Annotated in this window: 10 protein-coding genes and 1 pseudogene; 3 read left to right on the top strand and 8 right to left on the bottom strand. The window is 58.5% G+C overall.

Going from position 1 to position 13906, the window contains the following annotated elements; translation table 11 throughout:
- Positions 1-323: 323 nt before the first annotated feature.
- A complete protein-coding gene (locus tag L904_RS10295; RefSeq protein ID WP_031233399.1) occupies positions 324-1109 on the top strand; it encodes a 2-keto-4-pentenoate hydratase in 786 nt (261 codons plus the stop codon).
- Positions 1110-1189: 80 nt separating this feature from the next.
- Here the strand turns inward: L904_RS10295 and L904_RS10290 are convergent, their stop codons facing one another.
- Positions 1190-2095, bottom strand: coding sequence for a LysR family transcriptional regulator (locus L904_RS10290; protein WP_020808811.1), 906 nt, complete (start codon positions 2093-2095; stop codon positions 1190-1192).
- Positions 2096-2281: 186 nt separating this feature from the next.
- Between L904_RS10290 and L904_RS10285 the strand changes: the two genes are divergently transcribed.
- Positions 2282-3337, top strand: coding sequence for an aldo/keto reductase (locus tag L904_RS10285; RefSeq protein WP_020808813.1), 1056 nt, complete (start codon positions 2282-2284; stop codon positions 3335-3337).
- Between the two features lie 49 nt (positions 3338-3386).
- On the opposite strand, the gene L904_RS10280 is transcribed toward L904_RS10285, so the two are convergent.
- The 4 genes from L904_RS10280 to L904_RS10265 all read right to left on the bottom strand — a co-directional run bounded on the left by L904_RS10280 (position 3387) and on the right by L904_RS10265 (position 7661).
- Positions 3387-4337 (bottom strand): bile acid:sodium symporter family protein, encoded by a 951-nt coding sequence (locus L904_RS10280; protein ID WP_020808814.1) that lies wholly within the window; start codon positions 4335-4337, stop codon positions 3387-3389.
- A 242-nt stretch (positions 4338-4579) separates the two neighbouring features.
- Positions 4580-6244, bottom strand: a complete 1665-nt coding sequence (locus L904_RS10275; protein WP_020808815.1) for a type IV secretory system conjugative DNA transfer family protein — start codon at positions 6242-6244, stop codon at positions 4580-4582.
- Positions 6241-6549 (bottom strand): hypothetical protein, encoded by a 309-nt coding sequence (locus tag L904_RS10270; RefSeq protein WP_020808816.1) that lies wholly within the window; start codon positions 6547-6549, stop codon positions 6241-6243. Before L904_RS10270 ends, L904_RS10275 begins: the two co-directional genes overlap by 4 nt.
- Before the next feature lie 185 nt (positions 6550-6734).
- Positions 6735-7661 (bottom strand): nucleotidyltransferase and HEPN domain-containing protein, encoded by a 927-nt coding sequence (locus tag L904_RS10265; protein WP_020808817.1) that lies wholly within the window; start codon positions 7659-7661, stop codon positions 6735-6737.
- A 344-nt stretch (positions 7662-8005) separates the two neighbouring features.
- Between L904_RS10265 and traA the strand changes: the two genes are divergently transcribed.
- Complete coding sequence (gene traA / locus L904_RS10260) at positions 8006-11743, top strand: Ti-type conjugative transfer relaxase TraA (protein ID WP_020808818.1); 3738 nt, start codon at positions 8006-8008, stop codon at positions 11741-11743.
- A gap of 155 nt (positions 11744-11898) precedes the next feature.
- Here the strand turns inward: traA and L904_RS10255 are convergent, their stop codons facing one another.
- The 3 genes and pseudogenes from L904_RS10255 to L904_RS27745 form a co-directional block, all read right to left on the bottom strand.
- Positions 11899-12399: a contact-dependent growth inhibition system immunity protein gene (locus L904_RS10255; RefSeq protein WP_031233402.1), complete on the bottom strand. Its 501-nt coding sequence runs from the start codon at positions 12397-12399 to the stop codon at positions 11899-11901.
- Between the two features lie 401 nt (positions 12400-12800).
- A pseudogene (locus L904_RS26915) lies at positions 12801-13567 on the bottom strand (IS5 family transposase).
- Between the two features lie 101 nt (positions 13568-13668).
- Positions 13669-13905, bottom strand: a complete 237-nt coding sequence (locus L904_RS27745) for a hypothetical protein (RefSeq protein ID WP_155246237.1) — start codon at positions 13903-13905, stop codon at positions 13669-13671.
- Position 13906 lies beyond the last annotated feature (1 nt).

Here is a 13906-nt window from a genome sequence, read left to right as displayed (position 1 = left end):
CGGCAAGCGTCTGCGCGATGCTCGGAAATTGCAATGTCATGCGTCAACTCTCTGTTCTACGTTTTGGTAGGCACGAATACGCTAAGGGAACCCAGAAGCAAACGCTTGAATTTATGTTTTGTGACGCTGTCAACCACAAACACTATCATTTGCTCTCTCATAAAGCCTACGGCACGCGAGGCAGTGTACTGGCCCTGCAATGCCCCTCGCCGCACGTCCTTAAATTCGGCAATGTGGTCAAACCCGGCATCGATGGCCTTGGCAGTGAGCGTCAAATCATGACAACATTTTGGCGTTCGAGAACAACGGGGACCATGGACGCAATGGTGGCAATCGAAAAACTGGCGAAAAGCTTCATCACAGCGAGCCGCGAGAGGGCGAAGATTTCTCTGGCGGCGGTGCAGGCTGAGGGTCTCATTCCTGCTACGCTTGGAGAGGCTATGGCGGCCCAGCGGGCTTTTGCTGAAAGCCGGGCGGAACCGGTTGCCGGCTGGAAACTGGCTATCCGCGCGGATGGCGAGGCCATCGGGGCGCCCATGTTCGATTGTGTGCGGGTCGGTGAAGCCAATGCCGCTTCTTTTCCCCATGACGGCACCGAAGGCATCGAGGTTGAGATCTGCTTTACACTTTCGGCAGATATTCCTGCGGCGGCGGCGGGGCCACTGACGAGAGCCGACCTGATAGGATTTATCGACAAGGTTCACCTTGGCGCTGAACTTCTCCGCTACAGGCTGGTGGAGAAAAATCTGGTGCCGTTTCCGCTTTTTCTCGCGGATCGTCTCGCCAACCACGGCTTCGTCATCGGCCCGGAAGTCGATAAGGACATCGTGGACGTCTTTGCCGGAAATGGCGAGAACCTGCCGCAACTCACCGTTACCGAGGGGTCGGTATCGCTGTTCGATGCCGGGGTAAAACATCCGAATGGCGATCCGCTCGCGCCGCTGGTCGCCTTTGCCAATGCGGCATTCAACACCGGCGAGATGCTTAAGGCGGGCAATGTCGTGACGACTGGCAGCCTTTGCGGCGCGATACCAAGCACACTTGCCGGCGAGACACACATTTCGCTGAAATCGGCTGGCGCCTTCACGTTGTCCGGTCCGAGACCATAGGCGTCCGGTCAGCCGGATACTCTTTTTTTCAGCCGCCTGCCGTCTTCATCCCCGCCGTGACTTCCGATGCCATCGAAAGGTCATTTCACCCGCCCGTGCTCGCCGAGAAAATCGAGCAAGGCCCGGATGCGGGCGGGAAGCGGACCGCGCTGGCCGACATAAACGGCATGAAACATCTCCGTCTCACCCGTATCGAGGTGATCGAGCACGGAGACAAGCCGGCCGGCGGCGATATCCTCCCGCACGGTGAAGGCGGCAAGGCGGATCAGCCCGACACCGGCAAGGGCAAGACGGCGAAGGCCCTCGCCGTCGCTGACCTGCACGCGCCCCGTCGCCGGAATGACAACGGTCTTTCCGGCGTCCCGCAACGGCCACCCGTCGACTGACCGCGCGTAACCGAATCCGAGCCGATTGTGATCTTCCAGATCGGCGATGGTTTGCGGCACGCCGCAGCGCTGCAGATAAGCCGGGGCGGCGGCGATGATCATCCCTGTCTCACCGAGTTTCCGGGCAACGAGAGTTGAGCTCTTGAGCGGCCCGGCGCGCACCGCCACATCCATGCGTTCCGCAAGAAGGTCAACCACCATATCCGTCTGGACGATATCGAGCGTGATGCCCGGATGAAGCGCCAGAAACCGTGGCAGGATGGGCGCGAGAATATGCGTTGCATAAGAAGCGCTGGTGTTGATCCGCACGCGGCCGACAGGCTGCTCGCCCTCACCCGCGGCGCGTTCGGCCTCTTCGAGATCGGCGAGGATGCGGGTGGCCCTTTCATAGAAGGCGCAGCCCTCCGGCGTTATCTGAAGCTGCCGGGTGGAACGGTTGAGCAGGCGCGCGCCCAGGCGGCTTTCCAGCCGTGCGATCAGCTTGCTCACTGCAGAAGGCGTCATGTTCGCCGCCGCGGCCGCGCGGGAAAAACCGCCGAGTTCGACGACCCGCACGAAGATTTCCATCTCCCCTGCCCGGTTGATCTCCAGTCGCGCCATGATGACTTCATCTCACAAGTGATAGTATTTTCGGCATTCTATTTCATTGAAGAGCGAGCGTCTATCTTCAGACGGCGATTAAAACGCATCGCAATCTTCATCTGCCAGATCATGACGGGATGGACAGAGCGCGGCGCTGCCAGAGCCCCGCCCGCGACCATTTCGAAGCAACAAAGGAACGCCCCCATGGAATATCGTCATCTCGGCCAATCCGGCCTGAAAGTGCCGGTCTTGAGTTTCGGCACCGGAACCTTCGGCGGCTCCGGCCCGCTCTTCAGCAACTGGGGCAGTTCAGACGCCACGGAAGCCCGGCGCCTGATCGATATTTGCCTGGAAGCCGGCGTCAACCTGTTCGATACCGCCGATGTCTATTCCAATGGCGCATCTGAGGAAGTGCTCGGCGAAGCCGTCAAGGGAAGGCGCGACAGCGTTCTGATCTCAACCAAGACCAGCCTGCCGATGGGCGACGGGCCGAACGAGGCCGGGTCGTCCCGCTTCCGGCTGCTGCGCGCGGTGGATGACGCCCTGCGCCGCCTAAAGACCGACTATATCGACATCCTCCAGCTTCATGCCTTCGATGCCTTCACGCCGGTTGAGGAAGTGCTGTCGACGCTCGATGCGCTCGTCCGCTCCGGCAAGGTGCGATATACCGGCGTCTCGAATTTTTCCGGCTGGCAGATCATGAAATCGCTTGCCGTCGCGGATCGATATGGCTGGCCGCGTTATGTGGTCAATCAGGTCTATTATTCCCTGATTGGCCGAGATTACGAGTGGGATCTGATGCCGCTCGGCGCGGATCAGGGTCTTGGCGCAATGGTCTGGAGCCCGCTTGGCTGGGGGCGGTTGACGGGAAAGATCCGCCGCGGCGCGCGGCTGCCCGAAGGTAGTCGCCTGCATGAGACCGCCAGCTTCGGCCCGCCGGTTAATGATGAACATCTCTACCGCGTGATCGATGCGCTCGACGCTGTCGCGGAAGAAACCGGCAGGACGGTGCCGCAGGTCGCCCTCAACTGGCTGCTCCGACGCCCGACTGTTTCCACGGTCATCATCGGCGCGCGCAATGAGGAACAGCTTCGCCAGAACCTCGATGCCGTGGGATGGGAACTGACGTCCGCACAGGTAGCGAAGCTGGACGAGGCCAGCGAGACGACTGCTCCCTATCCGCATTTCCCGTATCAGCGCCAGGAGGGCTTTGCCCGGCTTAATCCACCGGCCGTAGCACGTCAAACTATGCCGTTCTAAGGCAGGGTCAGGCCGCCTGAACTCCAGGCGGCCTGACAGATGCGGAGCTTCAGGCGGTTTTGTTGGCGGAGCCTGCATCCACCCGGCCCGAAAACCAGTTTGCCAGGATTGCACCGGAAATATTGTGCCAGACGCTGAAAATGGCGCTCGGAACCGCGGCGAGAGGCGAGAAATAGGCCGTTGCAAGTGCCGCGCCAAGGCCCGAATTCTGCATGCCCACCTCAATCGCAATGGCCTTGCGCTTGGCAAGCGACAGGCCCGTTGCCTTTGCCGCGAGGTAGCCGAGGAGATAGCCAAGCCCGTTGTGCAGCACGACGACGGCAAAAATCATCAATCCAGACTGGGCGATGGACGCCTTGGATCCTCCCACCACCGCCGAAACGATGAGGACGATGCCGATGACGCTTACCAGCGGCAATGCCGGAACGGCGGTCTTGACGAGACCGGGAAGCAGCTTCTGCAGGGCGGCGCCGAGAGCGAGCGGAACCAGAACGACCTTGACGATGCTGAGGAACATGGCCCAGCCGTCAACCGGCAGGAACTGGCTCGCAAACAGCCAGACGAGGAATGGCGTCACCAGTGGCGCGGCAAGCGTGGTGACCGAGGTGCAGGCAACGGACAAGGCGACATCGCCCTTGGAGAGATAGGTCATGACATTGGAAGAGGTGCCGCCCGGGCAGCAGCCGACCAGAATGACGCCCGCCGCGACTTCCGGCGGCATGGGAATGATGCGGGTAAGCAGCACCGCCAGAAGCGGCATGATGAGAAACTGGCCGAGCACGCCGATCGTCACATCGAATGGTCTTTTTACGACCTCCCTGAAGTCATCGACCGAAAGTGTGAGCCCCATCCCGAACATGATGATCGACAGAAGCGTGACGATCCACGGCGCAATCTGCTTGAACGTATCCGGAAAAAAGAAGCCGAGCACGGCAAACAGGATGACCCAGGCGGCAAAGGTCTTGCCTACAAAAGCCGAAACGGCTGCCAGTGTTTTCATTTCCATACTCCCGAGATGATTATGAAACCTCGTCTAGACTCCTATGGTGCCCTGTCAAGGTCATTACTCCGTTGCTAGACCTCGCGATCGAAAACGATCCCTCGGCCGCGATACCGCCGTTGCCGCAGGGCTGCAATTTGGACGAGCTCATCTACCCGCTTCCCGTTGCGCCGAAGAGAGCCCGAGGCCGCGCATACAAGGTCCGATGCAGATGCCGGACTGCTTTTTCGTCGTGCTTGCCGTTAGGCCGGGTCGAACATCTCCCTGAACTCCGGATCAACAAAGTAGGCAAGCTTTTCAGCAAATATTGGTCGTTGTCCGGCCAGGAACAGCAATTGTCCTTTTGCTGGCAGATTGCGCACCTCATCAGGGGTGAGTAGCGGCCGGCCTGTGTGCTGTTGGTTATAGGAAATCCCCGTCTTATCGGAATCGAGCGCTCTCGCCATTGTCTGGAACACGACGGTCTCCTGTCCAAGCAAATCAGAGATGAGACGGGCGCTGTCATGATCGTTGACGCCGAAGACCTGCAGCACGCCGGCGTTTGACAGGAAGGGTCCGGCGCGGTGACCGTATGTGGCACGTAGCTGATGGATGTCCTGGAGGATGGGCCAAAGCTGGACACCATAGCCTGCCATCAGACCCATCGCGCGTTCGACTGGTGCCAAATGCCCAAGGGATGCAAACTCATCGAGCAGATAGAGAACCGGTGCAACCGGCTTTGTCGGATCGCGGGCCATTTCGAGCAGGCTTTGCGAGACAAGCAGGCGCAGCCAGCGCGAATAGGTCGAGAGACGATCAGGGGGAAGGACGAGGAACACCGTCACATTGCTGCGCTTGAGATCGGCAAACCGGAAATCCGAGCGGTTGAGCACGTCCGTCATGCGCGGTGAATCAAGAAAATGCGTATGGCGTTGGGCGGCCGACAGAACGCCTGCGGCTTCGCGATCGGATTTTCCAAGGTGGCGGTTTGCGGCGCGCGCGACAAGACCGCTTGCCGCACCGCTGTTCTGCATACGCTTGAGCAGTGCCGCGAACTGTTCAGGAGCAAGGGTGAGATACTCTCGAAGTGTTGCAAGGTGCCTGCGTCTCAAAGGCTCCCCCGCAACGATCTCGAGCAGCAATCCGGCGATCAGTGCTTTTGCCTCCTCGTTCCAATGCGCCTCCCCCGCCATTCCCGGTTCGTCGAATACAAGAGCGTCGGCAAGCGCACTGGCATCTTCTGCGACATCAGGGCTGTGGGGATCGAGCGTGGCCAAGGGATTGAAGGCTGCCGAGGGTCTGCCGGTGATCCCGAAAGGATCGAGCACATGAACCGGACCAAACTTCTGGCGCGCACGGCCGGTGATCCTTGCATTCTCGCCTTTTGGATCGACGCAGATCACGGAACGGTCGGCGGTCAGCAGGTTTGGAATGATCGTGCCCACGCCCTTGCCGGTACGCGTCGGCGCCATCGTCAGGAGATGGGCCGGGCCATCGTAGCGCAGGGGCTTGGCCGTTTTCGTATCACGACCGATCAGGAGGCCGGAGCCGGATGCGGTGATAGCGGCGATCTCCTTGTCTGTCGCAAAGCGGGCGGAGCCGTGGGTCTCGATGTCGCTATCCCCGAAATGCAAAATCAGCGTGTTGGTGATGAACCGGAAGGTGATAGCGGCAAGCGCCAGCAAGGTGAGGAAATCGGCGATAATGAAGACAAGCGAGCCCCGCCCGAAACCCATTTGCTCGAGGAAATGACGGCCGCCCATGCCGATCACAAACGCGACGATGATGAGGATGACGACAAATCCGAGAAGCGGTTTCCAGATCCGGAACGGCATGGCAATCAAAGCCAGAAATGCCCAAAGCGGATCACGCGCGGCGGCGCGCATCATGTTTTCGAATGCGTCCCGGACAAGTCGCAATCGGTTCATGGAGCACCCTGCCCGCTGTTATCATTCTCACCTGTGCCGGGCTGCGCTTGTTCGATCAGATCGGCAAACAGCGCCTTGTCATTGTCGCGTGTCAGAAAACCCGGCAGTTCGCGGCGCAGCCATGTACCGAGCTGCGCGCTGAACTCCTGATCATTCGAGGTCTCCATATGATGCAGAACGAGTGAGCCGATCAGGACCTTGCGACGCATATCGTTGTTGCGCTCGGTTTTTGAAAGCCGGGCCTTGAGCGCGAAGCGTTGCGCGTCCAGTTCAGCCAGGCGCTGTTCGATGGTTTTCCTTGCCACGATTGTTCCTTTCGATTGTGGTCGCACCGGAGCGGCCGCTGCTGAGCACGGCTGCGTTCCTGGAAGACAGACCTGTTTCTATGAGGAGATCGACATAGCGATTGTAAGAGGAGGTTGGACCCTGTGGTTCATGACGCTGCGATGGCTGCTACCTGAGTTCAGGATTGTTGTGCCACCAGTGAAGCTCAGTCGCTGGAATTTGCGGCTTGTCCCGTGGCCTGTTTGAGCTTTTCGATGTGCTCACGGCAAAGCATCTCAACCAGCTTGTGAAGTTTCGCCGTCCGCTCCTGAAGCCATGTCAGTGCCTCTTCGGAAACCTCGAAACGCTTCGAATAACGCGCCTTGACGTAGGCCTCATTCAGGATGTTGTACCACGTGGTAAATCGCTGACGATCGCGCGGCCAGATGTCGATCAAACGGTGATCACGGCCTTCGGAAAGTCCACGCAGGAATTTGAGGTTGTGCGACGCAGGCGAATAATTTGTCAGTGTCAGGAGATAGCAGTTGTAAGCCGTCTCGACTGCCTGATGCAGTTGGAAGGCGGCAATGTTGGCATTGTTATCCTTCAGGGCATAGCCAGCCAACTTAATGAAAGTTTGTGCATCAGGAAAATGTCTGCTGAAATGCTCCTCGGCAACCCTAAGTGCATCGGCAGGGCTGAGCGGTTTCGCTTCAGCCAGCGGCCGGTCGTCGAATTTGTAAAGAACAACACCTTCGCGGGCGAGGTCGACGAAGAAGTACTGGCCGTCCTGCAAAAAATTGCTGATTTCGCGAGCGCCATGCACGATAAGCCCCACGGGCGTCTCGATCTCCTTGTCCCACATCAGCCGGTCTGTTGTCTTGTCCCAGTATTTGGGATCGGCCAGTTCCTTGTTGCTGACGATGACGAGAATATCGAAATCCGATCGGTAGCCTTTCGACGTATGCGGCTCATCCACCCAGTTGCCACGTGCGTAAGAACCGAACAGGATGATCTTAAAAATCCGGCCGTCTTTTTTGGCGTCAGACTTCGAGCGCTCCACCAGATCAGCAAACTCTTCCTGAATAATTCCGACGATGCGCGCGAGCTCGCGTTGCTTTCGTTCCGGCAAATGTTCAAGGCTGGTCTTCATGTCTGCTCCGTTTCTGGACGGTATCCTGTATGGGCCATTGTAAACTTCTTTGAAACTCCGATTTTTGGCGGCCGCCAATCGAATGCCTGTCTCCCCTACTATCCACATGCGCATTGCCCCTTGTCCGCCGTGCGATCAGCCTGCACATATCGCCCGCCCCGAATTGATGCGTTTGTGTCCCTATTCAAACACGAGCAATGACCGGTTGGCGACTACTACTTTTAGTAGTCGAAATGCCCATTCGATGTTGCTAGCGTCGCCACCAGTAAACAGACAAGGGCGCACTTACGACTTGCACCGCAGTTGAGCCCTGAATTTCCCCGTTTGCGGATCGGAGATTTCGGTTGGCGATTTATTATCTCAGCACCAAACCTGTCTCGCGCTCATCCGGCCGCAGCGCTGTGGCATCTGCCGCCTATCGTTGCGCGGTTCTTCTCACCAATCACCGCGATGGTCTCGTGCATGATTTTACCCGGAAAGAAGGAGTGGAGCACATCGAGATCGTGCTGCCGGAAGGTCTTTCTGCCGATTGGGCCTTGGATCGGTCGGCTTTGTGGAACGCTGCCGAGTTTGCAGAAAAGCGCAAGGATGCCCGCGTTGCCCGCGAATTCGAAATCGCGCTTCCGCGTGAGCTTTCGCCAGAGGGGCGACTGAAGGCTGCACGCGCCTTTGCCCAGGATCTGGCAAACCGCTATGGCGCGGCCGTGGATTTTGCCATCCATTCGCCAGGCGAGCATGGTGACATCCGGAACTACCATGCGCATGTGCTGATGACGACGCGACAGGTTGGCAGAACCCGCCTTGGCGAGAAAACTTTTCTGGAGCACAAGAACGCACGGCTGTTGGCAAACGGTATGGCGACGACCGACATGCAGCTTCAAGATATCAGGCAATCATGGGAAGGCATCGCCATCCGTCAGCTTCAACACGAAGGCCTGGATATCCGCATCGATCATCGCTCCCATGCGCAGCGCGGTCTTGAGTTGTCGCCGACCGGGCATATGGGCGTGCATGCCTCGCAGATGGAACGGCGAGGAATGGCAGTCGAGCGCGGCCGGCTGGATGACAAGGCAGCACGGCGAAATGCCGAGCTGATCCGCCAAAAACCGGAACAGGTTTTGTTGCTGATCAGCAATGAGAAGAGCGTGTTCGATCGGCACGACATTGCCAAGACCCTGCATCGCTATATCAACGATGACGCACAGACATTCCGGAACACTTTTGCGGCTGTTATGGCATCACCAGCGCTCGTCGAGCTTCAGGCTGAGCGCATCGATCCTGAAACAGGTGACGTTTCCAATGCGCGCTATTCGACGCGGGAGATGATCGATCTGGAACTCGCGATGGCGCGGTCAGCGAAGCGATTGCATCAGGCACATTGCCATCGGGTTGGTCCCCGCCATGTCGCGCGCGCAATGGAAAGGCAGGATAGCTCTCTTCGGAAAAGCTCCGGCGGAATGGTGGCTGCGAGCGATCCACCAGCAGGATTGTCGGACGAACAGCGTCATGCGATCGAGCATATTATCGGACCTGAAGGCATCGCGGCTGTGGTCGGGTTTGCCGGTGCTGGAAAATCCACCATGCTGGCAGCCGCGCGGGCGGCGTGGGAGGCTCAAGGTTATCAGGTCCATGGGGCGGCGCTGGCCGGAAAGGCAGCCGAGGGTCTTGAAGAAAGCTCTGGCATCCCGAGCCGCACCTTGGCGTCATGGTCTTACAGTTGGGACCATGGCCGGGATCTGATCGGCCGAGGAGACGTGTTCGTCATCGACGAGGCCGGTATGGTCGGGAGCCGCCAGCTTGCCCGGTTCATCGGCGAGGCTGAAGCGCGCGGTACAAAGATCGTTCTTGTCGGCGACCATGAGCAGCTGCAGGCAATCGGGGCCGGAGCACCCTTCAGGGCGATTGCCGAGCAGATTGGCCATGTCGAACTTTCCGACATTCGCCGCCAGCGCCATGATTGGCAGAGACAGGCATCGGTTGCCTTTGCGACCCATAAGACGGCCGAGGGCCTCGCCGCCTATCGCGATCACGGCGACATCCACTTTGCGGAAAGCCGCGACGCGGCAATGGCAAAGATCGTGCGTGATTATGTCGCCGACAGTGAGAAGCGTGCCGATGGCACCCGGATTGCCATGGCGCATCGCCGTGCCGATGTGCGCGCCCTCAATGCCGCCATCCGTTCCGAGCTTCAGAACCGACAAAGGCTGGAGCGCAGCCACGGGTCGAGCGCCGGTGGGGACCGTGGGGATGGTGAGGACGGCGGAGAACGCGTGTTCCAGACCAATAACGGCAAACGCGCCTTCGCCGCCGGTGACCGGATCATCTTCCTCGAAAACAACCGCGACCTCCGCGTGAAAAACGGCATGCTTGGCACGGTCGAGCATGTCGAAAAGGGCAAGATCATCGCCCGGCTCGATGGTCGAGGCGGCGACAGTGTCAGCATTCCAACAGACAGCTACCAGGCGATCGACCACGGCTATGCGACGACGATCCATAAAAACCAGGGCGCGACGGTCGATCGCTCTTTTGTGCTGGCGTCCCGCACCATGGACCGGCATCTGACCTATGTTGCCATGACCAGACATCGCGACAGCGTGCAGCTCTATGCCGACAGCCAGGAGTTCACGAAGGCCGGCCGGCTGGTCGACCATGGCGCGGCTCCCTATGAGCATAATCGCCGGGCGCGAGAAAACTATTTTGTGACGCTGGAGAATGACTGGGGCGAACAGCGAACGGTGTGGGGCGTCGATCTCAAGCGGGCCATGCAGGAGGCATCGCCAAAGATCGGGGACAGGATCGGACTGCAGCATGAAGGCGCCACGCCTGTCACGCTTCCGGACGGTACGCAGGTCCAACGAAATGCGTGGCGCGTCGTTACGGGTGATGAACTGGCCTACCAGCAGTTAGAAAACCGCCTGTCGCGTTCCGGCGCGAAGGAAACCACGCTGGACTATGTCAGGGACTTTGCCGAGCGGCGGGGCATCGCGGAGAAGCTCGGGGTCAAAAGCGAGATCGAACTTGCTTCCGCCCGAGATGAGCGTCAAGAGGTCCTGTCCCGCGCGGCCCATCCGGTGCGGGAACAACAGGGCCGGCCATCAGAGCGTCAGCAGGTTTACGAGGAACGTGTCGGCGATCTCGCCGGTCCTGTTCGCCGCGAAGATCGTCGCAATGATCTCGTTCCGGATATTAATCACGATCAGCCGGACGGCCAGAGAGCGACGAGGCAAGATTATCGCCGCATCCGGTGGTCCGATCTCATGTCGCAAGACGGCGCCGCCCCTGCCCCGACAGAGGTCGTCGGCCAGCACTCGCCGCTGGAAGCCGGTAAGCCCGGTCCGCTGGTGCCAGCGATCACCCGATACGACCGCAGCATCGAACAAATAGCCCGGAAAAGGGCGATATCCGTGATCGATCAGAGGTTCGATACAGTCGAATCTCTGGTGCGGCGCGTGTTCCGTGATCCGGCCGAGGTCTCAGCGAGACTGCGCACCGCGATGACCGAGAAGGAAGGCAACGGCAATATCATGGCGAAGGCCATGGCAGAGCAGCCAGAACGCTTCGGGGAGCTACGTGGCAAGTCGGGGATGTTCGGAAACAACAAGGAGCGGAAAGAGGCGCTGCAATATGCCAGGTCTCTCTCTGCCCATATCGGCTATGTCTCCGAAGCATGGGAGCGCCGGCTTGGCGAAGAACGCGCGAGCGAACAATGGCAACGCGAAAAGCGTGACGTGATCGAGGTGCCCGGCCTCACGCCCCGCGGTGCCGAAATCCTTGCGAAGATGGAGAAGATGCCGGTCGAGAGGCGAAGCAAGTTCATCAAAGAGCTGCGATCGTTACCTGAGGGCCGAGCCGCGCTCGATGAGGCAAAGCTGGTGGCCGAAGCGCTCACCCAGCGGTTCGGAAGCTCCGATCCTCGCAGGATTGCCGAAGAGCTTGCAGCACGCCCGGAGTTCGCAAGGCAGGCCGAGCAGATCCAGACAATCGCCCGCATGGTGCATCGAACACGCCATGCAGAACTCAGCCATGACCACACGCTGAGACGGCAGCTCAATCGGTCTCGCGGGCTTGGATTGAGCCGATAGTAGGGGCACGGAACGATCGCTGATTTGTCGGGCTTACGGCGTCGAGCCTTTGGCCTACCTGCTGCTCTCAGGCCGTGAAGCTACAAGGCCTGAACGGCCTCAGCTTGTCGCTTACATTCTGGATATCATCTTCATTAGATTAAATGCCTGCCCCTCTAGCCGATGGAACGGCTCAGTGCCAGCCGCACACCTGCGCCTACCTCTTCAGGTGAGCTGTCTGCGGACAAGTGTACATAGTCCTTCTCTCGCCGAAGGGTTGGACCGAACCCGTCGCCCCGCTCGCGCTTTGTAGGACGAATCGTCATCTCGCCGGCCTTGACCTCGACATCGCAGTGCAGCATGCCTTTAAATAGCGCGCTTTTGGTCTTGTAGCCATAAGTCTGCATTAAATCCGCCACCCAGGCGACGTAGCGCTCCTCAATTTTTGAGTTTTTTGATAATTCAATATCTTCGTCGGGATGGACAAGCCTGCTCTTGGCCAAAGCTGACAATACGACAGAACCTATTTCAAAATCGCTTGTGTCAGGTGGCAAACGACAACGTAAACCCTTTGGGTCAGCGATAAGAAGCCGCCAGCCCGACATTGTGTTTACCGCTATGAACCTCTGGTTCATGAAAACACCACATGCTTGGCGTTTCTCTGGATCTTTGATCATTTGATACCTGTTAGGTCGTGTTGACAAAGTTACATCAGGCGCTTGTGGTCTCCGATGACGGAGATATGCTCAGGGAATGATGACTTCTCCTTGTCCTGTCTACCTTTTCAGAAGCGCAGGTTTCGCCCCATCCGGCGATACAGTGGTCAGCGTTGCGCCGCTGGATTGCGTTGTCGCAGTTTACGGTAACGGAGGTGTCATTGGCGAAGGTGGCCTGTCTTCGGCCTTTGGCGGGGCGGCAGTCTTCAAGAACGATGCGTCCGGAGATTGCTTCGTCGGCGTATGGGGAGCACGCAACGCCTCACGTTTCCGCAAGGAGCTTCGGGCTCATATGCAGATTGCGGTTCACAAGGAAGCGCCAGACGCGCGGCTTTCTTTCTGGGGAGCGGAGAAAGAGCGCCCTAAGCCTGTGCGCAAATGAAGGACAACCAGAGTTTGGCTGAGGCCAACGCCAGGAAGCCAGCAAACGACATCCTCGTCTTGTCATAGCGCGTAGCGATGCGCCTGAACTGCTTCAGCTTATTGAACATGCGCTCGATGCGGTTCCGGTCTTTGTATGCAACGTAATCGCAAGGAGGTGGGCGCTTCCGCGTCGAGCGCGATGGTATGACAGGACGAGTGCCATGCAGCAGGAGTTCTTCGCGGATTGCATCCGCATCATATCCCTTGTCCGCCAGCATTTTGCGCGGCCTGCTGACGGGAATAGCAAAAAGTTGGGGAACCGCCTTGTAATCTGATGCCTCACCGCCGGTCAGGACAAAGCCGAGAGGGCGTCCCTGACCGTCTGCTCGGGCGTGGATTTTTGTCGTAAAGCCGCCGCGTGATCGACCAAAAGCCTCCTTATCAGTCCCCCTTTTGCGCCAGCAGCCTGCGAATGACCGCGAACGGTCGTGCTGTCGATCATATGCTGCCAGTCGTCGGTTAAGCCAAGCTCCACAAGGGTCTCAAGCAGAGCGTCCCAGACGCCTTGCTCAGCCCACCGTCGGAAACGGACATAGACAGAGTTCCATTTGCCGTAACGTTCGTGCGTGTCGCGCCACGGGCAACCAACGCGCAGGACATGCAGCATCCCGTTCAAAAAGCGCCGATTATCGTGAGCGGGCCGCGATTTGCGTCCCCGTTCTCTGGGTAGGAACGGCTCGACTACACGCCATTCCTCGTCACTCAAATCGCCTCGCGCCAATACCGCCTCCTAAAAAAGCAGTCTTGAATCACGCTTCAGCCGATTTGGGAATCCACTTTGTCAACACGACCTAGCGTGGATAAGTTTTAATGTCCGGTCGAAAATGGAGGCTGTTCAGATTTATCAAAATTATCTATGTAAAAATTGAGCATCTCCAGAAGCTTTATTACTTCCGAATTTTCGCCTCCAATTCTTGTCTCGAATTCAAATGCACCTATGCCATTCAGCACTTCATTTAAGGAAGACGACAGAATAGTTAATTCTTTTCTACTAAATTCGATGCTGATTTTAGCGTTCTTAATTGGCGTTTCCGAAGGGTTCATT

The sequence above is a fragment of the Agrobacterium sp. LY4 genome, assembly GCF_001526585.1.
Classification (GTDB): Bacteria; Pseudomonadota; Alphaproteobacteria; order Rhizobiales; family Rhizobiaceae; genus Agrobacterium; species Agrobacterium leguminum.
This window is presented reverse-complemented; position numbering and strand designations above follow the sequence as displayed.

Coding starts and splice junctions, on each gene's coding strand:
- L904_RS10285 (WP_020808813.1), top strand. CDS start 2,282: ATGGAATATCGTCATCTCGGCCAATCCGGCCTGAAAGTGCCGGTCTTG.
- L904_RS10280 (WP_020808814.1), bottom strand. CDS start 4,337: ATGAAAACACTGGCAGCCGTTTCGGCTTTTGTAGGCAAGACCTTTGCC.
- L904_RS10290 (WP_020808811.1), bottom strand. CDS start 2,095: ATGGCGCGACTGGAGATCAACCGGGCAGGGGAGATGGAAATCTTCGTG.
- L904_RS27745 (WP_155246237.1), bottom strand. CDS start 13,905: ATGAACCCTTCGGAAACGCCAATTAAGAACGCTAAAATCAGCATCGAA.
- L904_RS10265 (WP_020808817.1), bottom strand. CDS start 7,661: ATGAAGACCAGCCTTGAACATTTGCCGGAACGAAAGCAACGCGAGCTC.
- L904_RS10255 (WP_031233402.1), bottom strand. CDS start 12,399: ATGATCAAAGATCCAGAGAAACGCCAAGCATGTGGTGTTTTCATGAAC.
- L904_RS10295 (WP_031233399.1), top strand. CDS start 324: ATGGTGGCAATCGAAAAACTGGCGAAAAGCTTCATCACAGCGAGCCGC.
- L904_RS10275 (WP_020808815.1), bottom strand. CDS start 6,244: ATGAACCGATTGCGACTTGTCCGGGACGCATTCGAAAACATGATGCGC.